Source organism: Gloeocapsopsis sp. IPPAS B-1203, assembly GCF_002749975.1.
Classification (GTDB): domain Bacteria; phylum Cyanobacteriota; class Cyanobacteriia; order Cyanobacteriales; family Chroococcidiopsidaceae; genus Gloeocapsopsis.
Genome location: NZ_PEIG01000025.1, coordinates 23,622 through 50,066, shown reverse-complemented (window position 1 = coordinate 50,066; position 26,445 = coordinate 23,622). Strand labels below are relative to the sequence as shown.

24 protein-coding genes and 1 pseudogene are annotated in these 26,445 nt (G+C 43.3%); 9 read left to right on the top strand and 16 right to left on the bottom strand.

The genetic code is table 11. The annotated features are described in order from the left end of the window. Nucleotides 1–16: 16 nt before the first annotated feature. Nucleotides 17–1,720, top strand: coding sequence for a bifunctional 3,4-dihydroxy-2-butanone-4-phosphate synthase/GTP cyclohydrolase II (gene ribBA, locus CSQ79_RS26425; RefSeq protein ID WP_099704085.1), 1,704 nt, complete (start codon nt 17–19; stop codon nt 1,718–1,720). Between the two features lie 33 nt (nt 1,721–1,753). Here the strand turns inward: ribBA and CSQ79_RS26420 are convergent, their stop codons facing one another. The 3 genes from CSQ79_RS26420 to CSQ79_RS26410 form a co-directional block, all read right to left on the bottom strand. Then, nucleotides 1,754–2,623, bottom strand: a complete 870-nt coding sequence (locus CSQ79_RS26420; RefSeq protein WP_099704084.1) for an aldo/keto reductase — start codon at nt 2,621–2,623, stop codon at nt 1,754–1,756. 161 nt (nt 2,624–2,784) lie between these two features. Further along, nucleotides 2,785–3,264, bottom strand: coding sequence for a GNAT family N-acetyltransferase (locus tag CSQ79_RS26415; RefSeq protein ID WP_099704083.1), 480 nt, complete (start codon nt 3,262–3,264; stop codon nt 2,785–2,787). Nucleotides 3,265–3,275: 11 nt separating this feature from the next. After that, the gene (locus tag CSQ79_RS26410) at nt 3,276–4,061 is read right to left on the bottom strand and encodes an ABC transporter permease (protein ID WP_099704082.1); all 786 of its coding nucleotides are present in this window, start codon (nt 4,059–4,061) and stop codon (nt 3,276–3,278) included. Nucleotides 4,062–4,150: 89 nt separating this feature from the next. On the opposite strand from CSQ79_RS26410, the gene CSQ79_RS26405 reads away from it, so the two are divergent. Both CSQ79_RS26405 and CSQ79_RS26400 read left to right on the top strand, forming a co-directional pair. Then, a complete protein-coding gene (locus CSQ79_RS26405) occupies nt 4,151–4,354 on the top strand; it encodes a hypothetical protein (RefSeq protein WP_099704081.1) in 204 nt (67 codons plus the stop codon). Continuing rightward, on the top strand, nt 4,351–4,596 hold the full coding sequence (locus CSQ79_RS26400) for a hypothetical protein (protein ID WP_099704080.1): 246 nt from the start codon (nt 4,351–4,353) through the stop codon (nt 4,594–4,596). The genes CSQ79_RS26405 and CSQ79_RS26400 overlap by 4 nt, the downstream gene beginning before the upstream one ends. Before the next feature lie 52 nt (nt 4,597–4,648). Here CSQ79_RS26400 and CSQ79_RS28750 read toward each other — a convergent pair. Next, nucleotides 4,649–4,828: pseudogene (locus CSQ79_RS28750) on the bottom strand (Uma2 family endonuclease); the annotation flags it as partial. A gap of 214 nt (nt 4,829–5,042) precedes the next feature. On the opposite strand from CSQ79_RS28750, the gene CSQ79_RS26390 reads away from it, so the two are divergent. The 3 genes from CSQ79_RS26390 to CSQ79_RS26380 all read left to right on the top strand — a co-directional run bounded on the left by CSQ79_RS26390 (nt 5,043) and on the right by CSQ79_RS26380 (nt 9,689). Beyond that, complete coding sequence (locus CSQ79_RS26390; protein ID WP_099704079.1) at nt 5,043–6,026, top strand: helix-turn-helix transcriptional regulator; 984 nt, start codon at nt 5,043–5,045, stop codon at nt 6,024–6,026. Nucleotides 6,027–6,105: 79 nt separating this feature from the next. Beyond that, entirely contained in the window at nt 6,106–8,649 is a 2,544-nt protein-coding gene (locus CSQ79_RS26385; protein ID WP_502693970.1) for a TonB-dependent siderophore receptor, read from the top strand. 53 nt (nt 8,650–8,702) lie between these two features. Then, nucleotides 8,703–9,689 (top strand): ABC transporter substrate-binding protein, encoded by a 987-nt coding sequence (locus CSQ79_RS26380; protein WP_289501581.1) that lies wholly within the window; start codon nt 8,703–8,705, stop codon nt 9,687–9,689. Nucleotides 9,690–9,867: 178 nt separating this feature from the next. Here the strand turns inward: CSQ79_RS26380 and CSQ79_RS28525 are convergent, their stop codons facing one another. The 4 genes from CSQ79_RS28525 to CSQ79_RS26370 all read right to left on the bottom strand — a co-directional run bounded on the left by CSQ79_RS28525 (nt 9,868) and on the right by CSQ79_RS26370 (nt 13,059). Beyond that, the gene (locus CSQ79_RS28525) at nt 9,868–10,002 is read right to left on the bottom strand and encodes a hypothetical protein (RefSeq protein WP_289501580.1); all 135 of its coding nucleotides are present in this window, start codon (nt 10,000–10,002) and stop codon (nt 9,868–9,870) included. A gap of 18 nt (nt 10,003–10,020) precedes the next feature. Beyond that, nucleotides 10,021–10,902 carry an Rpn family recombination-promoting nuclease/putative transposase gene (locus CSQ79_RS26375; protein WP_099704076.1) on the bottom strand — a complete coding sequence of 294 codons (882 nt, stop codon included), beginning with the start codon at nt 10,900–10,902 and terminating at the stop codon, nt 10,021–10,023. A 218-nt stretch (nt 10,903–11,120) separates the two neighbouring features. Next, complete coding sequence (locus CSQ79_RS28520) at nt 11,121–11,243, bottom strand: hypothetical protein (RefSeq protein WP_289501579.1); 123 nt, start codon at nt 11,241–11,243, stop codon at nt 11,121–11,123. Between the two features lie 58 nt (nt 11,244–11,301). Beyond that, nucleotides 11,302–13,059 carry an N-acetylmuramoyl-L-alanine amidase gene (locus CSQ79_RS26370; protein ID WP_099704096.1) on the bottom strand — a complete coding sequence of 586 codons (1,758 nt, stop codon included), beginning with the start codon at nt 13,057–13,059 and terminating at the stop codon, nt 11,302–11,304. Between the two features lie 142 nt (nt 13,060–13,201). Between CSQ79_RS26370 and pyrG the strand changes: the two genes are divergently transcribed. Continuing rightward, nucleotides 13,202–14,839 (top strand): CTP synthase, encoded by a 1,638-nt coding sequence (gene pyrG, locus CSQ79_RS26365; RefSeq protein ID WP_099704075.1) that lies wholly within the window; start codon nt 13,202–13,204, stop codon nt 14,837–14,839. Between the two features lie 98 nt (nt 14,840–14,937). Here pyrG and CSQ79_RS26360 read toward each other — a convergent pair whose 3' ends face one another. The 3 genes from CSQ79_RS26360 to CSQ79_RS26350 all read right to left on the bottom strand — a co-directional run bounded on the left by CSQ79_RS26360 (nt 14,938) and on the right by CSQ79_RS26350 (nt 17,763). Then, complete coding sequence (locus CSQ79_RS26360; RefSeq protein ID WP_099704074.1) at nt 14,938–15,855, bottom strand: ROK family protein; 918 nt, start codon at nt 15,853–15,855, stop codon at nt 14,938–14,940. Nucleotides 15,856–15,957: 102 nt separating this feature from the next. Continuing rightward, nucleotides 15,958–16,431, bottom strand: coding sequence for a DUF8738 domain-containing protein (locus tag CSQ79_RS26355; RefSeq protein ID WP_289501577.1), 474 nt, complete (start codon nt 16,429–16,431; stop codon nt 15,958–15,960). Nucleotides 16,432–16,485: 54 nt separating this feature from the next. After that, a complete protein-coding gene (locus CSQ79_RS26350) occupies nt 16,486–17,763 on the bottom strand; it encodes an FGGY-family carbohydrate kinase (protein WP_099704073.1) in 1,278 nt (425 codons plus the stop codon). 285 nt (nt 17,764–18,048) lie between these two features. Between CSQ79_RS26350 and psaM the strand changes: the two genes are divergently transcribed. Together psaM and CSQ79_RS26340 are read left to right on the top strand one after the other, a co-directional pair. Next, the gene (gene psaM / locus CSQ79_RS26345; RefSeq protein WP_099704072.1) at nt 18,049–18,144 is read left to right on the top strand and encodes a photosystem I reaction center subunit XII; all 96 of its coding nucleotides are present in this window, start codon (nt 18,049–18,051) and stop codon (nt 18,142–18,144) included. A 436-nt stretch (nt 18,145–18,580) separates the two neighbouring features. Beyond that, complete coding sequence (locus CSQ79_RS26340) at nt 18,581–18,943, top strand: slr1601 family putative cell division protein (protein ID WP_099704071.1); 363 nt, start codon at nt 18,581–18,583, stop codon at nt 18,941–18,943. 230 nt (nt 18,944–19,173) lie between these two features. On the opposite strand, the gene CSQ79_RS26335 is transcribed toward CSQ79_RS26340, so the two are convergent. The 5 genes from CSQ79_RS26335 to CSQ79_RS26315 all read right to left on the bottom strand — a co-directional run bounded on the left by CSQ79_RS26335 (nt 19,174) and on the right by CSQ79_RS26315 (nt 26,399). Continuing rightward, complete coding sequence (locus CSQ79_RS26335; protein WP_099704070.1) at nt 19,174–19,527, bottom strand: ArsR/SmtB family transcription factor; 354 nt, start codon at nt 19,525–19,527, stop codon at nt 19,174–19,176. 869 nt (nt 19,528–20,396) lie between these two features. Beyond that, nucleotides 20,397–21,497 carry a WD40 repeat domain-containing protein gene (locus tag CSQ79_RS26330; RefSeq protein ID WP_099704069.1) on the bottom strand — a complete coding sequence of 367 codons (1,101 nt, stop codon included), beginning with the start codon at nt 21,495–21,497 and terminating at the stop codon, nt 20,397–20,399. 240 nt (nt 21,498–21,737) lie between these two features. Further along, nucleotides 21,738–22,706 (bottom strand): CobW family GTP-binding protein, encoded by a 969-nt coding sequence (locus CSQ79_RS26325; protein ID WP_099704068.1) that lies wholly within the window; start codon nt 22,704–22,706, stop codon nt 21,738–21,740. A gap of 450 nt (nt 22,707–23,156) precedes the next feature. After that, on the bottom strand, nt 23,157–23,606 hold the full coding sequence (locus CSQ79_RS26320; protein WP_099704067.1) for a helix-turn-helix domain-containing protein: 450 nt from the start codon (nt 23,604–23,606) through the stop codon (nt 23,157–23,159). A 351-nt stretch (nt 23,607–23,957) separates the two neighbouring features. After that, nucleotides 23,958–26,399, bottom strand: a complete 2,442-nt coding sequence (locus CSQ79_RS26315; RefSeq protein ID WP_099704066.1) for a GH116 family glycosyl hydrolase — start codon at nt 26,397–26,399, stop codon at nt 23,958–23,960. Nucleotides 26,400–26,445 lie beyond the last annotated feature (46 nt).

Here is a 26,445-nt window from a genome sequence, read left to right as displayed (position 1 = left end):
TACGGTTTACTTATCTGTGCAGCAGCCTCAAACCACCTCAAATCCGTTTCAGTTTGACTCGATAGAAGCAGCATTAGCAGACCTCAAAGCTGGTCGTTGTCTCGTGGTGGTGGATGACGAAAGCCGAGAAAATGAAGGTGACTTGATCTGTGCCGCGCAATTTGCTACGCCGAGTACGATTAACTTTATGGCGGTAGAAGCACGGGGATTGATTTGTCTAGCAATGATGGGCGATCGCTTGGATGAATTAGATCTACCTTTAATGGTCAATACCATCCCCATCCCAGAAAGTCACAATACTCCATTTACTAACCAAACTGCTTTTACAATTAGTATTGATGCTGCACCCCACTTGGGTGTGAGTACAGGGATTTCCGCAGAAGATCGCGCCCGCACAATTCAAGTAGCAATCAATTCTGAAACACGACCTGAAGATTTACGCCGTCCTGGTCACATCTTCCCAATTCGGGCAAGAGAAGGTGGTGTGCTAAAACGGGCGGGTCATACTGAGGCTGCGGTGGATCTCTCGCGTTTAGCAGGACTATACCCAGCAGGAGTGATCTGCGAAATCCAAAACAATGATGGCTCAATGGCACGCTTACCACAGTTGGTTGAATATGCCAAGCGCCACGATTTAAAAATTATTAGTATTGCGGATCTCATTAGTTACCGCCTGAAGCACGATCGCTTGATTCGTCGCGAAACAGTAACTCAGTTACCTACGCAGTTTGGACAATTCCAAATTTATGGCTACCGCCACACACTCGATAATTCTGAACACGTCGCAATTGTTAAAGGCGATACCGCGACTTTTGAAAATCAGCCTGTAATGGTGCGGATGCACTCGGAATGCTTAACAGGTGATGCTTTAGGTTCGTTGCGCTGTGACTGTCGGATGCAATTGCAAGCTGCTCTGAAAATGATTGAAAATGCGGGCAGTGGTGTTGTCGTTTATCTGCGGCAGGAAGGACGAGGAATCGGACTCATTAATAAGTTAAAAGCTTACTCGTTGCAAGATATGGGTTTGGACACCGTGGAAGCAAACGAACGCTTGGGCTTTCCTGCTGACTTGCGCAACTATGGTATGGGCGCGCAAATGTTGATGGACTTGGGCATACATCAAATTCGCCTCATTACTAATAATCCGCGCAAGATTGCTGGTTTGAAGGGTTATGGTTTAGAAGTCGTCGATCGCCTACCTTTGCTGATTGAAGCGACAGACTACAATTCAAATTACCTAGCAACTAAAGCCCAGAAGCTAGGTCATATGTTGTTACAGACTTATCTTGTCACAGTTGCAATTCACTGGCGTGACGAACCAAATTCTGTGACAGAACGCTATGAACGCTTAGAGAAAGTACGGCATATTGTCAAAACGCACAACTTATTGCTACAAGAAGAAGCAAGACCAGTGGCGATCGCTCTTTTTGGCAAACCTTCATTGACAGTTCATTTAGGATTAGACCAAGCTAATGTTGCTGCACCGGACTGGTATCATAATGGTAGTCATCCTTATGTAGAAGCGATCGCGCATATTTTGGATGATTTAGTTACTTTGCCCTACATTCGCCAACTAGAATTTTTAGTCGCTTCAGGTAGCGATCCTTTAGCTAATTTGCAAGTACAGTTAGATCGGCAAAAGTTAGATGTCAATCAATCACCTTCGACAGTTTGCAATCAGTTAGAAACCCAAAAAATTTATAGCTTTGGAGAACTGTAAACTAGGAAAAGGGAATTCCCCTTTCCAGATCCTTTAAGTCGAAGCTTGGTCTACTTGCTGAATTTCACTTGCTGATAGAGTTACATTGAGCGATCGCACCGAATCTTCTATACTTGCAACTTTACTCGCACCAGGAATGGGCACAATACACGGCGACTTAGCACGTAACCACGCCAAGACAATTGCGTAAACTGATACATCTTTTTCTTTGGCGAGATGGGCGATCGCTGGTATATCTTCTAAACGACTAACGCGACGACTTCCACCGAGTGGACTCCAAGGTAGAAACATCAAACCTTCCTGCTCACAGTATTCTAAAACTCCATCAAATTCTGGTTGACGATGCCAAGGATTGTATTGATTCTGTACTGAGACAATCTCCACAACATCCCGCGCTTGCTTGATTTGTTCTACTGAAAAGTTAGATACACCAACAAAGCGAATCTTACCTACTTCCACAGCTTCTTTAGCAGGTATTAATGCTTCCTCAATAGTGTAGTCCGGATCAGGCGAGTGATATTGCCAAACATCAATTGGTTTATTTCCACCTAACACCTCAAAGCTAACTTGAATTGTCTGGCGTAAATGTTTTGGATTACCATTGCGCGTCCAATCGCCATTGGGTCGCATCAAGCCGCCCTTCGTTGCAACTGTTACTTGACTTGTATCGCCTTTGTACTGCTGTAATGCCTTAGTAATCAATCGCTCATTGTGGTGCTTATCCGACTCATCCTTACAGTAAGAATCCGCCGTATCAATCAGCGTCACGCCCAAATCTAAAGCGCGATGAATCACCTCAATTGCTTGCGACTCTGGAGGTCTACTACTTAAAGACATTGGCATTCCCCCCAAACCGATCGCACTGATTGTCACATCAGTATTCCCAAGTTTTGTTGTTTGCATTAGTAGTTTTCTCCTGTTTAGATGAGCAATGATTCTCTTCTATTAGTTTCAAAATCCCCCTCTAAATACCTCTGTCTCACGGTAAATCTCCAATCCTCCTTCGTGTCCTAGCCTGCAGCAACCTCTTCGGGGAATGCACCTCTGTGGTTCGTAAAACTATGCTAAATCTCCAACTCAATCAACATCTCCACAGTACTCACCCGAAAACCACACGCACCAAATAACTGCCTTCCCGCCTCGTTCGCCACAGCAGTATCCAACCGAATTTGCTTAACTCCAATACTTTGAAAATGCTCAATCGCCAACATTACCATCTGCTTAGCAACTCCAGCACGGCGATAGGATGGTTCTACCCACAAATCGTGAATAAAGCCAAACTCGCGCAGTCGATAAATCGGAATTCCTCGCTCTACAGTACCAACTAAAAAAGCTCTCAAGTGCCCTGTTTGCGCATCCTCAGCTACTAAGAAGATACTTTTGTCACTTTTAGCTTGCGCAGTTAACCATTGCTCATAACGCTGTTGCGGATTGGGTAAAAAGCCATATTTAGCACTATCCCAAGTTTTGTGCAGAGTGCAGATAGATGCAACCATTGGCAAGACTGCGGAGACATCAGTAGGTGTAGCAGGACGAATCTGCATATCGTTTCCATTCAGCTAGAAGCACTTGTGTAAAAACGCAGTGCAAAATTCCAGAAGATTCTAGCAATATATAACAAAGCTAATGCAAGTACACCCGCACCAATTAACCAACCTAACTCAACACGCCCTAACATCGCTTCTGCGGGAACTGTCGTTAAAAATGTTACTGGAATAATAAAAGTAAAGAAAAAGCGGTAAGCAACAGGATAAGCAACAATGGGAAATCTACCAGCTTCTAGCAAGCCTCTGAGAACTTCTGTAACATTATAGATTTTGACAAACCAAATACTTGTCGCGCCTAGCATGAACCACAGGCTGTAGAGGCTAGCTAGTCCAAATAACAAAGGAATGGCACTTAGTAAGTAGTCTTGCAGTGTTAAGCCCAATCTGCCACCAGCATAGCCGATGAGAATACTGCCAAAGATGATATCTGGTAGTCCCCAAGGTGAAAGTGTGTGACTAGAAAGCCAAAATTGACTACTGATTGGCTTGAGTAAAATAAAGTCTAATGTACCTTGCTGAACGTGCTTAACGATGCTGTTGAGGTTGGGAGCCAAGAAGGTACTGGAAAAACCCTGTAACATAGTAAAGATAGCAAGTACAATCAGCGCTTCTTCCCACGCCCATCCTTGGAATGTGTAACCTGTACGGTAAAACAGAAACAGACTAAATAAACTGCCTGCAAGATTACCAAGGCTTGTTAGCGTCGCCAAAACAAAGTTAACGCGGTACTCCAATTCAGCGGCGATCGCTGCACCCCATAATAACTGTAATACTTCAAAATAGCGTTTTAACACAAATCAAGTTTTTATAGTGTTTGTGGTTCATTTTCAATTGTGGCAGCTTCACGGTTAGCTGTATTGCCTAGTGTAAAATCGCACATAGGATGGAAGTTGATTTATTTATAGTGGAACCTACAGACGCACAATACTTAATTTTGAATGCTTTGGAAACTCTAGATTTGCTTCAATTTAGACTTTATGATGAAAATACAGGCATTTGGTTAATCATAACTGCTAGCTCTGTCTTACCAAGAGCTTATTTGCTGCCGAGCGGCGATATTGTCCCTGGTGAATGGATATCGGAATGATGAAACAAACTGAACAGCAACAAGATGCAAGATTAGCTGAAATTGTAGCATTAGGGCGGCAGCGTTATTTGAGTGCAGGCGGCGATCCTAGGTCTTGTCCTAGTGGAATGCATGGTGATGATTATTTGACTGATGAAGAACGGCAAGAAGCCTTGGTGTTAATGCAAAAACTTGCTGGTATTCGTATTAAAGATGGGTATGTGTATTGCCAAGGGCGATCGTGGAAGTTGGCTAGTAATTAGTAAACTGCGAAGACAATGCTTGTGCGATCGCTTTAAATCATTACTGGTTCTTTTATTGCGGTACAATCGCTTCAAGCGTGAATTGCAAATTGGGAAATACGTGAGATGCGATCGCATCCTTTAAGCGATATTGTGTCTGCTGGTATGCACCATCAATGAGTTGACAAACAATTAAAGTTGGTTGTTTGGGCTTGCCGATGAATTGTAAGCCACCTAGACCGCGAAAGTCTACTCTCAGTTAACCCTATAACCCGCCCGTGAATTAATTCACAGCCTAATACCTCAAGTCCACTGAAAAGTGGACTCAAATGCTGATTTAGTCTGATTTATCAGACTTTGGCTGTTAGCCCGAACTTTAGTTCAGGGTGAGATGGGTAACTGATGAATAAGCTTTAATCAATCGCGGTATATTATTGCTAATTTCTACTATTAGCTAGTACTGTTCGATGACTCTCATTTTTTCGATGGAACAGTGGCATGAACTACTTGATTGCTACCCTGTTACGGGCAACTTGGATGCATTTGAGACGCGCTACAAATTTTCGGAGAAATTAGGTCAAGGTTTTTTTCGAGACATACAACTATCTTTGGGAATAGATTTAGAAATTTCCCATTATCGGTATCGCGATGATGTGATTTTAAAGGAATCGGTGCATGAGCATGAAGTGCAATTTTCGATCTTTTTGACTGGGGCTACTTACAGTTCGGAGTATGCCCTTTTTGGTGGTAGACGCTGTTATTTATCTGGTAGTGGGATTGCACCTGCGTCTGTGGGATGGTGGAGGCGATCGCAGCAATCACTTCTTGTAGATGTGCATATAAAACCTGAATCGCTAGTAGATTTGTTTATTGGCGATCCCAGACAGGTGGCAATTTTGGATCTGATGATTCGCACAAATGAATGGAAACCGTCATTTTTTCCGATGGTGACTCCAGCCGTACAAAAGATTGCGTGGCAAATTGTTCATTCACCGTTTGCAGGTGGAATGCAGCGGTTGTATCTGCAAGCAAAAGTGCTGGAACTGCTGTCGCTGCTGCTAGAGGATGTTTTGGGCGATCGCGGTTTATCTGTGGTTTTTCCTGCACTCAAATCTGCCACAATCGACTGTTTGCATCAGGCGAAAGCGATCTTGACGGCTGAATTTGAAAATCCGCCGTTGATTCCGCAACTGGCGCAGCAGGTGGGCGTAAGCGAACGCACATTGCATCGCGGTTTTCAGGCGTTATTCAAAACTTCGGTACTGGGCTACTTGATGCGGCGACGGATGGAACAGGCAGAATATTTGTTACGTGCTGGTGATTATACTGTGGCGGAGGTTGCCAATATGGTGGGCTACGAGCATTTGGGGCATTTTGCGGCTGTGTTTAAGCGACAGTTTGGTTTGAGTCCGCGTGAATGTTTGGCGGGTAAAAAGGCAGTTTTGGGATAGACGCGATCGCTTTAATTTTTTTACACTTCAGTACGGAATAAGAAATATTTGCAATAGGCGATTGCAGAACTGGAGTGTGGTGAAGGTGCAATTAATTGTGTTTCGGCTGTCGTGGGGCGTGGGTTTCTGGTTGGTTGCAGCTTTGAGCGATTGTGTAGGGGTAGTGTCACCTACTTTGGCACAAATAGGTACCGAAATCAAGCAGCCTGCAAGGACAATTGCTGAATGGCGATCGCAAATTGCTCAATCGCTCGTTGAAATCACCGCAGTTCAATTAAACCAAACAGAAACAGGGCTAGAAGTGGTGCTAGAAACACCTCAAGGCGAAATACTCCAACCCGTCACACTAACTTTAGGCAAAACCTATATTGCGAATATTCCTAATGCAATACTCGCACTTCCCCAAGGCGAATTTCGCGCGGAGAATCCGGCGAGTGGCATTACTCGCGTGCGGGTGACTCAAGCTACTACCAACAGCATTCGAGTCACAGTGACAGGGCAAACCGCTTTGCCAACAGTGGAGTTGTATGACTCGCCAAGTGAAGGATTGATTTTTAGCTTCACGCCAGGGACATCCGCCGCACAAACTCCGCCAGCGCCAGCCGATGACGAAACGATTGAGATATTAGTGACAGGGGAACAAGATGGCTATCGCTTACCAGATACCTCAGTGGGAACAAGAACTGATACGCCTTTGCGAGATATTCCCCAATCGATTCAGATCGTGCCGCAGCAGGTGTTAGAAGATCGCCAAGTCAGAAGCATCATCGAGGGATTGGAAAACGTCAGCGGTGTGTACTCAAGTGGCAACTTTGCTGGAGGTAGGGATTATTTTGTCATCCGAGGCTTCGAGGCTTTTAATTCTTTTGTAAACGGACTTCCCGATCCGCAAGTCTCCAATGATGGTGGCTTTCTCAATGTAGAAAGGCTAGAAGTGCTGAGAGGTCCAGCCTCTGTTTTGTATGGAGACAGTTTTTTAAGTTCTCTGGGTGGAACAGTTAACTTGGTGACTAAACAACCCTTGCGCGATCCGTTTTACGAAATCAGCGCAACGATCGGTAGCTTTAATGAATATCAAGGGGCAATCGATCTCACCGGTCCGTTAAACGATTCGAGGACGGTTCTCTACCGCTTTATTGGGGGTTATTTGAGCAACGACACTTTCGTTGACTTTAACGAAGGTACAGAGCTTTTTATTGCTCCCAGTTTGAGCTTTAGCATTGGTCAAAATACAGACCTGATTGTCGAGGGTGATGTCAGCATTACGGACAGAAATGGAACGGAACCTGAAGCGATTCCAGCCGTGGGGACTGTATTGCCAAACCCCAATGGCAGAATTCCCCGCAGTTTTAGCGGAGTAGGACCTGTAGAAAATACTCGAACCATCAATAGCAGAATTGGGTATCGCCTAGAGCATCGGTTTAATGAAAACTTGAGGTTGCGAAATGCATTCCGCTATTTGGTTGGCGATAGTGGTCAAAGAGATCTTATTTTCCCCTTGAGTCTAGCGGATGATAATCGCACACTAAATCGAGAGCTTGTATCTTTAGCTGACGATACTGAACTTGCGCGTTTCTACTATCTTGACACCAACTTACTGGGTCAATTCAGCACTGGCTCGGTCAATCATCAACTGCTATTTGGCTTTAGTTTGAGTCGAACTACAGACGATCTCAGACTTGAATTTGGAAATGCTGCTCCGGTGGACATCTTCGATCCAGTCTATGACAATACCATTGTTACTACAGGTATTCCTGACATTGATCGTTTCACAACCAGAGATACGCTTGGTGTCTACCTCCAAGATCAAATCACTATTGCAGAAAACTTGAAACTTCTGCTGGGCGGACGAGTGGATTTCTTTGAGGAGCGCCAAATCGATCGACTCCTAGACGAAAGAACAACGCAATCAGACACCGCATTTAGCCCACGGGTAGGGATTGTTTATCAACCGATCCAGCTTATTTCTTTGTATGCCAGTTATTCTCGTGCTTTCACCCCAACCATTGGTCAATCCGCTGATGGAGAAGCATTCCGACCTGGGCGCGGCACGCAGTATGAAGTTGGCATCAGAGCCGACATCAATGACCAACTATCAGCCAATCTTGCTTTCTACGATTTGACTCGCACCAATGTCACAACAGACGATCCCGATAATCCTAGCTTTTCAGTTCAAACTGGAGAGCAAAGAAGTCGGGGGATCGAGTTAGATATCAGTGGCGAAATTTTGCCAGGATGGAACATCATTGGTGGCTATGCCTACACTGATGCCAGAGTTACAGAGGATAATCTGATTCCAGAGGGTAATCGATTCGGTGCCCCCGAACACGCAATCAACCTGTGGACAACCTACAGAATCCAAGCAGGTGATTTGCAAGGGTTGGGGTTTGGTTTAGGCTTCTACTATGCTGGAGAGACCGCAGCAAATTTGGCGAATACCTTCGAGATTCCCAGTTACTTCCGTACCGATGCTGCAATTTTCTATGAACGCGATCAATTTCGCGCTGCTGTAAATTTCCGCAATCTCTTTAATGTAGATTATTACAAGGCTGCTGGGTCTACAGAACTTGTTACTCCAGGCGAGCCTTTCACCGTTCAAGGAACGATTTCATGGCAGTTTTGACCCTTCTCCAAGCATCCCTTTGCCAGAGAAGAGAGATACGACGTACCCTGCTTATGGTCACTACGAGCATGATGAAAAGAGCGTCCTATCGTTTCATTAAGCTGTTTCTACTCGCGGCTTTTTCTTTCCTTTTCCTCACAGCTTGTTCCTCACCTGTCATCCAAAACTCTCATCTTTCCTTGAACCCTTCTGCTGAGTGTCGAGTGATTCAGCACGAACTTGGCGAAACCTGTATCCCGCTGAATCCACAGCGAATTATTGCATTGGACCCTAACATTACACTCGACCCTCTAATCGCTCTCGGTATCAAGCCAATTGGTTATGGATCTTATAACTTTGGGGAGGAAGAATCTCTTTTTGGTGTATCGCTTGATGATCTTGCAGGAGCTACGATGGTTGGGCATCCCAATCAAGCTTCATTAGAAAAAATTTTGCTGCTCAAACCAGATTTGATTTTAACATCACAGTACAACAATCAATTTCAGTTATTATCGGCGATCGCGCCGACTGTCTTAGTGCCTTTACCGAATTTGGAGAAGCCCAAAGATGAAGCGTTCTTCAAGGAAAATCTGCGCTATGTTGCCAAGATCTTTGGCGAAGAGGCAAAAGCAGAGGAAATTATCAATCAATATCAGCAACGAATTGATGAATTGCAGCAACGCTTAGGAAACCAGTTGGAACAAATCGAAGTTTCCATAATTTTTCATGATGGACAGGGTCTTGTTTATACCCCTGCAAGAAACTACGATGCAACGGCTGATGTTCTTGTCGATCTAGGAATACGCTATAAACTTCCACCTCTTGGAGCACCCATCAGCATTGAAAGCTTCGACGAATATAATACTGATATCTTATTCATCATGAATGCTGAACGAAGATCCCTCAGCTACTATACGCAACATCCTCTTTTTAGTCATTTAAAAGCCGTCAAAAACAATCGGCTGTATCTTGTGCCTCCAGAAAGATGGGACAGTAGGGGTATTCTAGGCGCAAATCAAATCTTGGATGACTTGTTCAAATACTTGCTAGAAGATACATAAAACTTCTATTTACCTAAAAACCACTATTGATTTTAAAAAAATTAACCTCTAGTTGCCTGCGTTTTAACATTACTTCTCCAAAAAATTGCATCATACCCAGCAAAACTATCTCTGTAAAAGCTGCTTGTGCGATCGCCTTTTATCTAGCCAACGAGGTGAGCGATCGCGCTCAATAATTCTAAAAAGAGGGGCGTTTCTCTACAAGACGGCAAAACCGCTCAGGGTTTGTGAACCGAGCGATCGCTTCTTGTCGTCCCTCATCTTTGGCTTCGCGAATGGCGCGTGGTTCTTCAAATAAGTTTAGTCCCAACATTGTAATTTGTACTCGTTACTATGCATTTTGTGCTAACCAATTTTCTAAATCAGACAAGTTAGTGAAATCTAATAAAGCTTCGCTAAGGTTTTCGAGGACGGGTAGCGGTAGGGAAGTGATACGCGATCGCATTTCCTCTGATAGTTCTTGCTCTAATCGTCGAGTTAATAGCCGAATTGCAACAGAAGCGATCGCCTCTTGTCGTCCCTCTTGTCGTCCTTCTTGTCGTCCCTCTTGTCGTCCTTCATCTTTTGCTTCGCGAATGGCACGAGGTTCTTCAAACAAGTTTAATCCCAACATTGCTTTGATCTCCGTTTGACTCAACGTCGAGAATTTGTATGCCATGATTGCAGTCACTACGTCTATTATGTCGCGTTTGGCTTGTGGTGTTAATGCCGCTTGCTCGGTGCGTGACAAGAGATATCGTGCTTCCGCTGGGGCTTGCGCTGCTTCTACAATTGTCAACACCACTGATGCTACTGTAATTGGTAACTTGCGAATCTCACCTAACTCATCCAAATAAATCCGATGCACTTGCTCGCCATGTAACAATGAACGATGAGGATGTTGCCTGGTTTGCTCCACACGGCGCGATGGATAAATCACTACAGCTTGCCAATCGCAAAAGCGCGAACCATTGCGATAGAAATACAACATCGACTCACTGAACAATCGTTCGTATAGCTGTTGATCGGGTTGAAATTGTACCTCGCAAAAATACACGACTCCTGGTTCAGTTTCTGGTGGCAAAAACACACCATCGATTTCAAACTTTGGCTCTTTGACGGCTACTGAATCGAAGCGATACGTAGTAGCATTGTCGGGTCGATTACCAATCAAGTCAAATAAGATGTCGGGTGATTGTTGAAACAGCTTGTAGAAAATTGGATCGCGTCGCATTTAGAGCCAACAGCACTTACTTAAGTGTACTATCATTTAGTGTATAAAATTTCCGTCCAATGATTGAGGTAGACAAACTTGATATTGCTTTAGTTACTTATAGCTGCTTGTGTTGCAAGCGTTCTTGAATTTGGGCGATCGCGTTTTCTTCTGATTCTGGAGCAATCGGATCAACTGTTGTGTTACTACATTTAGGCAGTCACTGAAGCAACCTGATTTTATAGGTGATCGGGGTCTTCACCTAATTCTCGCAGTCGTTGAGCAAGTCTTTCGGCGCGTTGTTGTGCTTGGTGCGATCGCTCTTCTGCTGTTAAATAGCGATTTCCTTGTTGATGTACCACGCTAACCTTTCTTGCTGTGTTGGCTCTAACTGCATTGTATAGCGACCGATTCCCAAACCTACCGTTGAACGCGACTGAACCACTCAGTAATACCTTGAGCGATCGCTTCTGCTAATCTTTGTTGTGCTTGTGGATCGACAATCCATTCAAACTCGGTAGGATTGATCATAAATCCTAGTTCGAGTAACACTGAAGGTGCTGATGCAGGACGGGTGAGTGCTAAGTTATTCCAGTAAACTCCGTAAGAGGGGCGTTGGAGTTTGTTGACGACGTAATTATGTAGAAATACAGCAAGGTTATGAGCTTGGGGATGATACCAAAACGCACCAAATCCTTTAGTATTCATAGCATCACCACTATCGGGTAAGGCGTTGTAATGTAGTGAAAGTGCGATTGCTGGTTCTAATTTATCAATCATTGCTACGCGATCGCCTAACGATAATTCAGTATCTTCCTCGCGTGTCATATACACTGTCGCACCTCGTGCTACCAGTTGATCGCGCACCAATTTTGATATGACTAAATTAATTTCTTTTTCAGGATATCCATTCGGTCCTCTTGCACCTAATTCTGCCCCACCATGTCCAGGATCGAGAAGAATCTTGATTCCAGTTAATTCCCCTTGTCCTCTTACAGGTGCATGACGTAAAGTTAAGACTAAGCTCGTACCGTCGTATCTCAGCTTATAACCCCACTGTTGGGCAGTTTTGAGGTTGAAGGTGTATTGCAACTGTTCTGGCGCGATTTGTTGCCAATCTAAACGTGAAATTAACAGGCTATCATCCAGACGAATGACGTCAGTTTGGGCGGTGGTATTGTGGAGATTCAGAGTTAATGTGCGATCGCTTTGCTGTACGCTGACTGGTACTGGTACTTGCAAAGGAAACACAATTTCAGTTGCACCAGCAACTTGACGGGCGCTGACACTACGAATCAGCGATCGCGGTGGAACTGCACCAGCAACAATCCTGGTTTCTTGACTGTTAATCCAACCACCGTAATCGAGACGTAACCATTCGCCTTCTTTGGCAGTAATGCTAGCGCGGGTTCCTTTGGGTAGTGGTGTTAAGCGAGAATAATCTGTACCAGGACCTGTTCGCGCCACACCTGCATCCGCAGTAACTTCGGCTACTTCTAAGTGTGCAGGAGACAAAACTGAGATTTTACCAGGACTTGGTTGTGTTGTTGTTTTACCATTAACAGTTAGCTGAAACTGAGGCTGAATTGAGTTAGAGCCAGTCACCATACCAGTGTTGATATTATTGCCGTAAATTAGAGAAGCAAAACTTGCTGGTAGTGTGGTACAGCCTTGATATTGACCAGTAATAGCTTCAGTAGGCTGATTTTGTTGCGTTAATGCAGCGGAGTTTAGCGGTAGCTGAATATTCTGAGATTGTGGGAGTAAGGGAACTTTTTGATTGGCGAGGTTGACTGATACTGTGGCATTAGGGGGAGCAATTGCACTAAAACAAACTAATTCTCCTGGCAATCTTGCTACATCTACTACTGGAGTCAAGGAATCTTGAGCAAACGCTAATCCGACTGGAGGTTCTGGTGTTGTGGATTGTCGCGTCACTTTAACTTGAACTTGCTGATTTTGGTAGCGCAGCGTGAAAACGTTATCACCCACTTGTAAAGGAAAACTAGGAGCAAAATGTCCGGCTCGACTGCGGGCGATCGCTTTACCATTGACTGTTACTTCTGCATCTGGTGGTGCTGTTCCAATCAAAAAAATGCGCTCTGATGTCGTTTGATGCTCCTTAGGTGGATAAACAACAGTCATTGGCTGATTTGCCCAAGCTGGCGCAGATGCCATGACAGAAATTAATAAACTTAATCCGATCACATTACAATTAGAATAGCATTTAGCCACTCGCCCCTCGCTCCTCGCTCCTACTCCCTCAATACTGTGGCACAATTGACGGGGTATATCTGCACAAGTTCCTCATTAAATTTTTATGACTAAATTTGTTTTTGTCACTGGCGGTGTCGTCTCCAGCATTGGCAAAGGCATTGTTGCAGCCAGTTTGGGACGGTTGCTGAAGTCACGCGATTATTCAGTATCGATTCTAAAGCTCGATCCTTACATCAATGTCGATCCTGGAACCATGAGTCCTTTTCAGCATGGAGAGGTTTTTGTTACTGAAGATGGTGCTGAGACTGACTTAGACTTAGGTCACTACGAGCGCTTCACGGATACATCGATGTCGCGGCTCAACAGTGTGACAACAGGCTCAATTTATCAAGCTGTGTTGAATAAAGAGCGTCGCGGCGACTACATGGGTGGGACAGTGCAGGTGATTCCGCACATCACAAATGAAATCAAAGAACGCATTAAAAGAGTAGCCAAAAACACAAATCCTGATGTAGTTATTACGGAAATTGGTGGCACAGTAGGAGATATCGAATCACTACCGTTTTTAGAAGCAATTCGTCAGTTTCGCAAGGATGTTGGGCGACAAAATGTGTTGTATCTCCACGTAACGCTTGTACCGTGGATTCCTGCGGCTGGGGAGATGAAAACAAAGCCAACACAGCATTCTGTCAAAGAGTTACGCTCAATAGGTATTCAACCAGATATTTTAGTTTGTCGATGCGATCGCCCGCTGCCACCTGGCTTAAAAGAAAAAATGTCAGAGTTTTGTGATGTACCTGTTGAGTGTGTCATCACGTCGCAAGATGCTAAAAGCATTTATGAAGTGCCATTGAATCTCGAACAAGAAGGATTAGCACAGCAAACAATAGAGTTATTGCAACTCGAACAACGTCAGCCAGATCTCAGTCAATGGCGCACAATTGTAGAGCGCTTGTATAGTCCAACACATGATATTGAGATTGCAATCGTCGGTAAATATGTCCGGCTTGGCGATGCTTATTTATCAGTCGTTGAAGCACTACGTCATGCGGCGATCGCAATGGGTGGTGACTTACATCTACGCTGGGTAAATTCAGAAAACTTAGAAGATGAGCCAGTAGAACGTTACCTAGAAGGAGTTAATGGTTTAATTGTGCCAGGAGGCTTTGGCATTCGGGGAGTAGACGGTAAAATTGCCGCAGTAGAATACGCCCGTACGCACCAAATTCCCTTTTTAGGTTTGTGCTTAGGAATGCAGTGTGCTGTAGTTGAATGGGCAAGAGACATTGCTGGTTTAGAAAACGCCAACAGTGCTGAGTTTGATCCCGAAGGTTCGCATCCGGTGATCAACTTATTACCAGAACAACAGGATGTCGTCGATTTGGGCGGTACAATGCGCTTAGGGTTATATCCTTGTCGCCTGACACCGAATACTTTAGCATTCAAGCTTTACAAAGAAGAAGTCGTCTACGAACGACACCGCCATCGCTACGAGTTTAATAATGCTTACCGTAACTTGTTTTTAGAGTCTGGTTACGCAATTAGTGGTACATCTCCTGATGGGCGCTTGGTAGAAATAGTCGAACTCCCAAATCATCCCTTTTTTGTAGCGACACAGTTTCATCCTGAGTTTCAATCACGCCCTAGTGCACCACATCCCTTATTTAAAGGATTTGTTGAAGCAGTGATGATGCGATCGCAATCATCTTCTCCATTACCTGCACCAGTAGAGGTGTCGTGAAGAGGGATTAGGGGCGAGGAGCAAGTGGGAGTGTGGGAGTGTGGGAGTGTGGGAGAGATTTAATTATTATTGTTCTTTACTACCCTACTACCCTCTGCTTAATTCTCTTCCTCTAACCTGTTCCATGCAAGCTTAGCAGCGCCTACTATTCCAGCTTGATTACCTAATTTGGCGGTGAGGATTTTTAAGCCAGTGCGAGAACTAGGTAGTACCCGACATTCAATTTCAGCGTGAATGCTGGGAAAGAAAAACTCTGCGCTCGCACTTACACCGCCACCAATAATAATTGCTTCGGGGGTCAAAACATAAATCAAGCTCGCTAAACCTGCGCCTAACTCTTTACCATACTGCTGCCAAAAAGTCAATGCATCTATATCTCCTACTTTGGCAAGTGCGCCAAGTTGCGCGGGTTCGAGTCCGGTGCGGCGACGAATTGCTTGGACTGATACATACTGCTCTAACGAACCATAGTTACCACTATTACACGGTGGACCATCAATGTTGAGGGTAATTAAGCCCAGTTCCGCAGCAGTTCCCATATGTCCGACAAAAAGATTGCCATCAAGAATGACTGCACCACCAACACCAGTTCCTAGTGTTAATAGAATTAAGTTACTAAAGTGTTGTCCTGCACCTAACCAAGCTTCTCCTAATCCCGCACAGTTAGCATCATTTGCAAGAACAACAGGAAGATCTGTTTTAGCTTCTAACCAATCTGCCAAGGGAACATCACGCCAGTTGTGCAGATTAATTGCGACTGTAGAAATTCGTCCCGACACATCAACAGGACCTGGAGTACCAATACCGATCGCCTGACATTGCCGATCGGGATCAATTTGAGCGATCGCATCCACCATAGCCTCTATGACAGCGTGTGGTGTTGCAGGTTGAGGAGTAGCTACACTCAACGATGCTAAACAAGTACCATCCTGAGCAAACCTCCCAAGTTTAATTGCGGTTCCACCCAAGTCAATTCCGATTACCTGGGGTAAAGGTAAATCTGGTGCTGCGCTCATCCTGTGATTCAACTATGGTTATTTAGACTGCTTGCTTCTAAATTGCAATTCTCTTATTTCACCACAAGATAGGAATTAGTTAAATACATTCATTACTCAAACTTACTGTCGCACTACATCAACCACAATTGCAGGTAAATTAGATGTATTTTGAAGTGTTTCACGGCGCACAACTCTTCCTAAGGAGTCGGTACGATAAACCCAAGTTGAACGTCCATCAGACACGCTCACGCGCCAACCTTCTACCAAAGCTTGAGTGCAAAATTCATCAGGTTGTGCCATTCCAAGACAACCATCTGACCAAGTTTCCTGACTTAATGCAGTGACTTGTAGTTTACTAACAGGAATATTCTCGCGCTGAGATACGTCTTGTCGTACTGCATCGGCTACTGAACGCGGAAGTTGAGCACAATTGCTTTGTCGTTGACTTGTAAGTTTATACTTTTGCTCAGGTAAAATACTGGGTGCTGAATCGGCTACAGCGATCGCGACGACAACACTCGATAAAATACTACTCAACAACACAACTGAAACAATTTGCCGCAAGTTAACATTATGCTTCACCAGAAATTTCATATTAAATATCAATCCTGCTTCCCTAATTTAGGAAAGACGACGACTCGTTCCCTATTAGTTCCTGTTACTATTGATACTACGCATGGCTAATAATGCAGTTCCATAAGCTGCTTCAGTCTCTTTGGATGCTACTATGGGCACTCCAAAGTAACGCTGGCGAATAGCAGTCCAGGTAATATTTGCTGCACCACCACCTGCAGTGTAAATACGCATGAGAGAAGTTGCACCAAGTTGCTGTAAAAGTTGATAACCTTGGTGTTCAATGCGGGCAATACTTTCTAACAATCCATGCAGAAACTCGACTAAATTATCTGGTCTTGGTTCGAGTCGAGGTGGTAAGTGAGGATCATTTACAGGAAAGCGATCGCCTGGTTTTGATAATGGATAGTAATCCAAGTGGCTGGCTTGCTGGGGATCGATCTGAAGACTTAATTGTTGTAACTCAGTGTTGGAGAAAAACTGCTGTAGCACTGCACCCCCAGTATTGGAAGCACCTCCAGTGAGCCATAAATCGCCTAGACGATGGCTATAAACACCATACTGGTTATTCTCCACGCGAGTGTGGCTCAGTAGCTTGAGAGCCATTGTAGAGCCAAGCGACGTGACAGCTTCTCCAGGAGACATCGCACCACTGGCAAGAAAAGCAGCAATACTATCTGTTGTTCCTGCACACACACAGCAATCGCGAGGGAAGTTAAAGCGTGTTGCAATTTCCAGCGTAACTGTAGCAACTACATTACCAGGTGCTAACACTTGAGGTAGCAGAGGCGCAATTGCAAGTTCTGTTAACCACGAGGGATAGCAAAAGTGCTCAACGTCATAACCTAGCTTCAACGCGTTGTGATAGTCACTGATGCCGAGTTTGCCGTGAAGTAAAAACGCTAACCAATCTGCTTGGTGCAGGAAGTATTGAGCATCAGGAGTTGATTGCTGAGACAACCAAAATAGCTTTGCCAAACTTGATGTTGCACTCAATACTATGTGATTTGGTGGCGCGATCGCTTTTAATTGTTCTAGTACTGTAACTCCGCGAGCATCGTTATACATCAGTGGTGGCGCTACCGGAGTCCCTACAGCATTACATAAGAGTACTGTTGAAGAAGTTCCATCAATGGCGATCGCATTAATTTGTTGCCTTAGTTTGAGGGGAATTTGCTCAATCAAACTCAATAAAGTATTTTCCCACGTACTTATCTGTGTTAACGCATCAGATGTCATCGATATCTTAGTTTCGGCTTGCACCATTCCTGTAGAATCGATAACCACTGCTCTTGCGCCAGAGGTGCCAAAATCTATTCCGAGAGTGTAATTATGACTCGCAGGGTACAGCATCTTGAAAGAGGTCAGGGGTCTGGGATCAGGGTTTTACGGAGAGAAACTGAAGCTATTACTGGTTTTAAGCATGGGAAAATTGACGTCGAGATAGCGTGCGACAAAGCACAAGATCTTTATTCCTTACTTGATCAAGTATAGAAATTCCCTCAACTCTGATCCCTGACCTTTGATCCTTCCTAATTTGTTTCATATTGTAAAAACTTATTCCATCAATTGAACAATTTAGTCAAAAGTAGTGATTGTTAGATACATTTACATTTTGCCTCAAGGAGGTTTCTTACCATGTCTATATCAGATACACAAGTTTTTGTAGCACTTGTAGTAGCACTGATCCCTGGTGTCCTTGCTGTCCGCTTAGCAACAGAGCTTTACAAGTAACACCATCTACAACGACATAAACAGAAAAAGGATGAAGGTTTTGCTGCTTAAGGATTGCAGAAAATCAAATTGACTTGCTACTCCTTGCGGCACTATTCTTCATCCTATTGATTGTCATGCTCAAGTTTGAAGCTTGACTAATACTATGTAGCTCAGTAAAGTTCATAATTGTTCAGTAAAATTACTGTTGACTATTAAGCCAGCTAGCGATACTTTGCTTGTGAAGCAATGCAGATTAAGTGACATTACAGGGCAATTTATCAGGCTGCAATTCTTTTGACTGCCCTTGTAAATCTTGCTGTTTTGTAAAAAACAGCGTCAATCAAGAAAGACCAACTTTTGAAAATTTAGGGATTGACAGAAAGATTTGTCTAAAATCGGCACATTGTCTTGCTATTATCCACCCAGCTTTCTCTAGTGCAGCTTTTGAGCAGTTATGAACGCTATTCATTCCATACCACCACTCAAACCTGAAGAACCACGTCGGATTGCTCGCAAGAGAAAAAACCGTCGTCACCCGTATCGGACTACGGCAATTCAAACAACAGCAAAAATAGCTGTTAATCTGGTGCTGTTAGTAGCAACAGGATCTACGATAGCCAAACTTGTTCCTTACTACTTGTCACAGCAACATCAGTTGAAAGAAATTAAATCTGAGGTTGAGTCAGCCCAAGGACGTGTAGAACAACTTCGTACAGATTTTAATCGCTACTTCGATCCCCAACAAGCCAAATCTGTAATGCAGGAGCAAAGTCATCGATTTGAGCCAGGACAACGCCCACTCATTTTAGTGAAGTAACTTGTCTCATCTTTGGTGAAATGACCAAGGTACAACTCTTTGATAATTGGCAATATTTTTTACTTGATTCCTTCACATTGCGAGTAATCACCGGATTTAGGCTAATTATGAGTTGCATTAGGTTGGAGATTAGAGTTAAAAGATATTACTTTGCTTTTTCCTATTTTCTGTAAAGTTGGTAACGTCCCTATCTACTCTCCATCAGCAAAAATTTGGCAATGACTAAATCACTACTGGATCTGTGCTTGGTCAGGCATTTTGAGGGTTTCGATTTGATTTGCTTGGGTGAGCAGGCGATTTGAAATGCGATCGCACACAATCTCACACAAATTAAAAATTGCGGGATCGGAAACTTTATAAAATACACTGACTCCTTGAGGATGACGGGAAACCATTCCTGAGTTCATTAGCATTTTGAGATGTTTGGAGACGTTAGCTTGACCTAATCCAGTTGCTTCTACAATTTCCATAACATTTTTGGGACCTGACCGCAGACAACTTAATACCTGAAGTCGGCTCACTTCTGATAAAACTTTGAAGTATTCTGCCACTTGAGCTAAAGCCATAGGAGAAGTATCTCGCATATACTCGTGTTTCAGCAGGAAAAACGCACAATTTTTCTTAATATCCTACTATAGTTGACTAATTTATTTATGTATCTTGAGTTGTATCTAATAAGAAATAGTAAGCTACACATTATTAGAGAAATCTCATAAATGTCTTAGTAGTGTTCGGTTAAGTTTCTCTTGATAAAGAACTAAAAACTTAAGCATTGAAATAGCCATTAATTAGCAAACTTAAGCCTAAAAGTAAGACATTTTATCAATATAAAAAATAGTTGCGCTCAATCATAATCTCATCTCTTTTCTCCTGAGTTTCCTAGCTGCCTATTTAGCAAAAATAAGGCGAAACACTATCATCTAGATTAGAGGAGTAGGCTACAAGTCAATATAGCCCTGATTTTTTATCAACCAACTACCAATTAGCAAATAGAAAATTTAATAATTTTCGCAAAGTCAGTTTTAAAATTTTAGTTCTAACATTGATTGCTATTTCAGTTATACCTTTGTGGATCATAGAGAAAAAATATTATGACCATAGAAAAAATAGAAAGAAAAGTACTAAAAGCTTAGTGAATGATGTTGTAGTTGAATTAGAATCATTCAGTAGCTCAAAAAAATAAAGATTATGTGTGGAGTAGTCATCTTGTCTACCCACATCAGCAGCTAAGCAGGTGGGTGTCATCATTGATTGCGCCTTTTATTCTGGTTAATAGTTAATTAGTAATTGTTGCTGCACTGACCATTAACCATCGACCGATAACAACCCTTGAGTTACGATTATTTTCACCCACTTACTTATTTCATACTTGATTAAGTTGACAGACTAAACTGTTATTGCCATTTGTTGATTGCTTCCATAGATTTTGTCTGTAACATAACTTTAATGTGTATCAGCGATGATTAAACCCTTGACCGCGACGCGATCGCATCCAAACGCGTAATTCACCGTTTTTCCCGCCAGCAGCAAGTTGCTGACCCTGGGGATGCCAAGCAAGACAGGAAAAGCCTTGAGGTGCGCCTTCTAAAGTTTGGGCGAGATGTTTAGCTTTATGCCATAAACAAACTAAACCATCTTCTGCTGCTGAAGCTAGGAGCAAGCTTTGGGGTTGAAACGCGATCGCCTGTATGACACCGACATGATGCTGTAGTACTCTGCTTTCCCAACCAACAAGATCATCAGGATGCTTAGACCACACAACGATACCTTCAACACTAGCTGCTGCAAACAAAGGAGTATTTTGCTGGCTGATTGCGTTTGACCAAGTAATTTGACGAATTTTACCAGGAAAACCCCGCATCACCCAGGGGTTAGGATTATTCCATTCAAAAACGGCAATCGTGCGATCCATATTGCCAATTGCAAAAAATTTAGCGTCACCAGACCACGCCACCGCAAGAGTCGCTGTCGGAAGATCGAAAATATAAGGGTCTTCGTTCCAATCTTGGCTTTCCCAAATTTTGACACCTTGATATCCTGCGATCGCTAAATACTGACCATCAAAGCTCCAATCCAATCCTAGTACTGAAGAAGCATCAAAATTGAGCGTGATAGTTGCTTCTGGTGCTGTTGCATCCCACACCAGAACATTGCGCCCTAAACTTAAAGCAAGTTGATTGCATAAAGGATTCCAAGCGAGTCGATCAACCCACGTTGACGGATGCGCTATGTTAAGGAGTTGCCACTGATTCACCTCAGCATCTTGATGCAGCTGCCAAACTCTAACTCCTGCTTGACCGCCAGCGGCGAGAAAGTGACCATCACTAGAAAAAGCAAGACAGTCTACTGATTGATGGTGACTTGTTTGCAGTGGTAGTCGTTGCCATTCTTCTTGGCTTTCAGGTGAATGCTGCCACAGCATAACTTCCCCAGCCGCAGAACAAACAGCCAAAATATTCCCTTGAGGCGACCACGCGATCGCGGTTACGTAATCCTCAAGCATTTCAGAAAAATACAAATCGAATTGCTGAGAATTAACTGTTTGAGACTTCATGGTTTCAACTTAAAAAATATAGGACTTATTTAGCGAGGAGCAAGTGATTAGTGGCTAGTGACTAGTGAAAGAGTAGGAGCGTGGGAGTGTGGGAGTGTGGAAGAGATTTAATTATTATTGTTCTTTACTACCCGCCTACTCTACTACCCAACTACCCGCCTACTCTACTACCTGTCTACCCAACTACCCGCTGCACTGCTGTTCCCCTGACCTCCGATCCCCGATCCCTGACCCTTCGATCTACTCTATACACGCTAAGAAATTTTCGCGTAACTCCGCTTCATCAAGATTGCGACCGATAAACACGAGTTCACTTTTACGGGTTTCATTGGGTTTCCAACGGCGATCGCGCTTGCCTTCAAAGAGCATGTGTACACCTTGAAAAACAAAGCGACGATCTTCCCCAGCAACGTTTAGAATACCCTTCATGCGGAAAATATCAGGTCCACGAGTTTGTAACAAGTAGCTCATCCATTCATTCAACCTGTCCATATTTAAAGCACCATGTTCCACCAAAGCAATCGAACCGACAGTTTCATCATGTTCGTGGGCGTCTTCTTGCAAAAAATTTGGGTCAATTTCTAATGCACGACTCAAGTCAAACGCATTGACACCTAATAATGTGTCCATTTCTAACTCAGCATTGCGAGTCCGGTAGATTTTGGCGATCGCATTCATACTGCGGATTCGTCGTTCTAACTCCTCCAATACATCTTCTGACACCAAATCAACTTTATTGAGCAAAATGACATCAGCAAACGCAATTTGCTCTTGAGCCTCATCTGCTTCCCAGTGCTGCCAAATATGCTTAGCATCTACTACAGTCACAACTGCATCTAAACTCAACTGAGTCTGCATATCTTCGTCAACAAAGAACGTTTGTATGACCGGTGCAGGATCAGCGAGTCCTGTTGTTTCAATAACTAAATGATCAAACTTATCGCGCCGCCGCATCAAATTCCCAATAATCCGAATCAGATCGCCACGGACAGTACAACAAATACAACCATTGTTCATTTCAAAGATTTCTTCATCTGTATCAATAACCAGTTGGTTGTCAATACCCACTTCCCCAAACTCATTCACAATCACAGCGACCTTTTTTCCGTGTTCGTGTGTGAGAATACGATTGAGTAGCGTTGTTTTACCAGCTCCTAGATAGCCCGTAAGAACTGTAACGGGGACAACGTCAGTTGTTGTAGTTACCATGTGTCCATTCCTTTGTACTATACGTAATGATAACCATTATCAAACATACAATGGTTTATTCTCTATCGTGAGTCAAGAATCAGAGATTTTGCCAAAGTATTAAGTTGAGTAAACTTAAGATTGATTGTTCGCCAAGATACGCAAACATTTTTTCAACTTGATTAATTTGAGATAATTCAGTTTAAAAATTCACTAAACAAAAATGCATAAATAACCTGCAGTGAATCTATTATGAATTGAGCCATGATTGAATTATTGGCAAGATAATTGAAAGTACCGCTAGTTAATGTTATTCAGTATTATCTTAAGTAAAGCTATAAAGTCTAAACTGTAAATTTATCAAAACACATTTTTAAGGGCAGTTTTAAAACTGCCCTTAAGTTCTATCTTAATTAAAATCTAGATTTTTCAAAACAGATTCAGAAATATTTAAGGTCTGATGTCAGAAAATCATTTAGTACAGCACTTTCGGGAGGTATCATGTTGCTTTTTGAGGAGCTTTCTGACGTGTGCGCCTGTGAGTTGAATGCCTGTAGATTGTGCAAGATAGTTTGCTAGTCGTTCTCCACTCCAAGCATCAAAATTTAATCCAAACTCACTAGGTTTTTTTTGTACTACCTCCATCAACAAATCAATGTATTCTGTTGTGGCTTTGCGGTAATTACCATTTTGCCTCTGGTCTTTCATACTATCTAAGTTGTCTGGCTCGCTATGGGTGCACCAGTAAGCTACAGTACGATACGAGCAACCAATAAAATCAGCGATTTCTTGATAAGTTTTACCGTCGTTCATCAGGAGTAACATTAGCACCCTTTCCCTGAAGTATGGGCATTGACTTTCGCGCAGCGCTTGCTGCAGTTGTTCTTTTTGGTGAGGTTTGAGAAAATTCTTGACTGGCATGGCTATAAAACTTGCTGATTGTTGCGTTTGTGCAAGTTAGCTGCGCAAGCAGCTGAAAGCATAAGCTCATATTGCAACAAGTGAAACTACGAACCTATGTAGATTTGTCAGTGTTTCAGTCAAGAATTACGCAAATTCGGATCGAACTTTACAAAAACTTTAAGTAAGTGAAAATAAATCAGGACTTACGTAGTTGAGTCAATTGCGCCCCCCAGCCCCGTGAATAAATGTTTTTCTTTATCTTCTCCCTCAAAATTAGAGGAGATAAAGAGGGGCGGGGGAAATTAAATGCAACGTTCTACAAATGTAAAATTATTAGCAATTAACCAGCATAAAACTTGTGATAAACCATTACGTCCATCTACTTAAAACACCATAAATTGCCCAAATTGCCATTGGACGGAGGTAGTGACACGCGCGAAATGTACCTTTAGCAGTGATAGCTTCTGGAGTACGGAACTGTAATCCATTGTCGTAAACTTGTTGCACAACAGCTTGCGTCATGCGCCAAGCTTCAGATTTCATACCCATTTGCATCAGAAACGCCGCGAGTCCAAAGTTAATTCCTGTCCAAACTTCGAGTGGATGCGTTGCCTTTGGGTTTTCTGGCAAACCATCAGGTTTTAGACCATTAGCAGCTCCAAATTGACCATCATGAAATTTCAGAAAGCAAGCATCATAGACAGTGTTTAAGGCTTGAGCAGCGCACTCTTGTGGCACGATGTCAGGTAATTTGAGTAGCCGTGCATAAAATTGCCCGCACAGTTGATCTGCCATCACTACATCAGAACCACTATTGCTATCTAGGCGATAGTATTGACCGTTCCAAAGTTTTTCTTGATAAATAGGACGCGATCGCTCTAACCAAGATTGAAATATCTCAATAGTTTCGGGAATGAGTGGATAATCAGGTGCAGCAGCCAGAATTTTACTTGCAGGATGATCTTCGGGGTAACTGAGTAAAGTTTTGCCAATCGCGATCGCCGCTTCGAGTGCAGCTAACCACAATCCTCCACAGTAAGCACTGATACCTTGCAAGCGCCAATCATCAAATGTTTGATCCGGCGCACCTGAATTTTCTGGAATTCCGTCTTCATCTAAATCAAATGTCTTTAAATAAGTCAGTGTTTGCACAACCGCAGACCAACAATCCCACAATAACTCCCAATCTGTTGCACCAGTCAGCACAAAGTCGCGGTAGACTTGTAAGACAAAATCACAAGATAAATCTTTCCATAAATTGCAATCTTGATAACTTGTATAGTTAGTAGCTTCCCAGGGATGCTCATTTGGTGCGCCTAAGTCGTGAGGTGTTGCACCTGCAACTTTGTGTAAAGCTGTAGGACTTTCTAGCCCCTGCGTGTAATAGTAACCAATAACACGAGTGCGATCGTCGCGTTGCCCAATTGCTCTGGCAAAGGCGCGAATCACTGATTTTTCGAGTTTAGACCAGAGCATTAATAAAGCAAAAGAGCCGTACAATCTGACATCTAAACTTTCATACCAGCGGTAGTCAAAGCATTCTAAAACCGCAAATTGACCAATAGGATCGCGTTCATCTGCTGCACTCCACAATGTACCACCACTCGTGAGGTCGTACAGTTCGTTAAACAGTGCCATTTTAAAAATACTAGGGAGATCTTCGCGATCTAAAATAGGTTGTTGCCAAGCTTGAATTTGCTTTTGCCAAGTTTGATAGTTTTGCAATGCTGTTTGGGCGATCGCCACTGCATTGTTACCACCTCGTCCAAAAAAATCAGTATAGCGGCGGAAATATTTCACTCCTGGTGCAAATTCAGTCACAGGAAAATCCCAAGCGATCGCAAAAGGTATTTCGCGAGTTTCGCCTGGTTGTAGTGTAAAACGCACCGCGATCGCCGCCGCAAGTTGTTCTTGTTCTCCTGCTGGGGTTGTATCTTCAGTATTAGGTAAAGAGCCATTATTGGCGAAACTGTGCCAAATTTCTGCACCATCACCTTTAGGATTCCAGCGCGTGTGGTAGAAAAGTTCTACATTGGGTTGTTGCGTAGTTGCGATCGCCCACTGTCCGATACCATCTTGCAAATCACTACCAGTGCGTTCTAGTAAGCAAGCACAATAATTATCTTCAGCAATCCATCGATTCAAGTTACCAGCACTATTACCTAAACAAGGTTCATATTCATAAACCGGACTGCCATCATCACGCATTCTAATTTCAGGATTTTTGATGGCATTTTGAAACCAACCTACTGTATTTTGCCAAGAAAGCATAATACTGAGTGTCAGTGGTTGATTTGTGGGATTATGTGCTGTCCACGCGAAAACGGCAACTGGATAACTTGTTTCTTGATAATTCTCTGGCAAAATTGGCGAAAATTGCACGCAACTAAGCTGTGCTTGAAAGACATTTTCATAAACAAACCAACTTTGAGGATACAGCGCGTGATAAACACCTTTTCCCTGCCCTGGATACCACTGCCAAGCTGCTAAAGTATTATCCGTTGGAGGTTCAGTACATAAAGCAAAAGCTTGTGATGTGGATGCTTGTTGCTCAAATACACTAAATTGACACGCCGGAATACTTTTAAAAGTATGCTCGCCACCATCAATGTGCCATAAATTAAAATCACCACGCGAAGCGCGACCAATGCAACCTGCACCGAAGCCACCTAAAGGCATTCCATGCCAGGGACCATCATCTAGATTGCTAGCCATGCGGACAATGTAGGGTTTATCCCACCCAAGACCGATGGGACGATTCCAAGTATGAGGAAGAATTGGGAAGTGGTGTTGCTGCTGCTGATTTTCCATTCCCTGATTTTACGACTTCCTGGCTTTTCTGCGACAAACGAAGAGG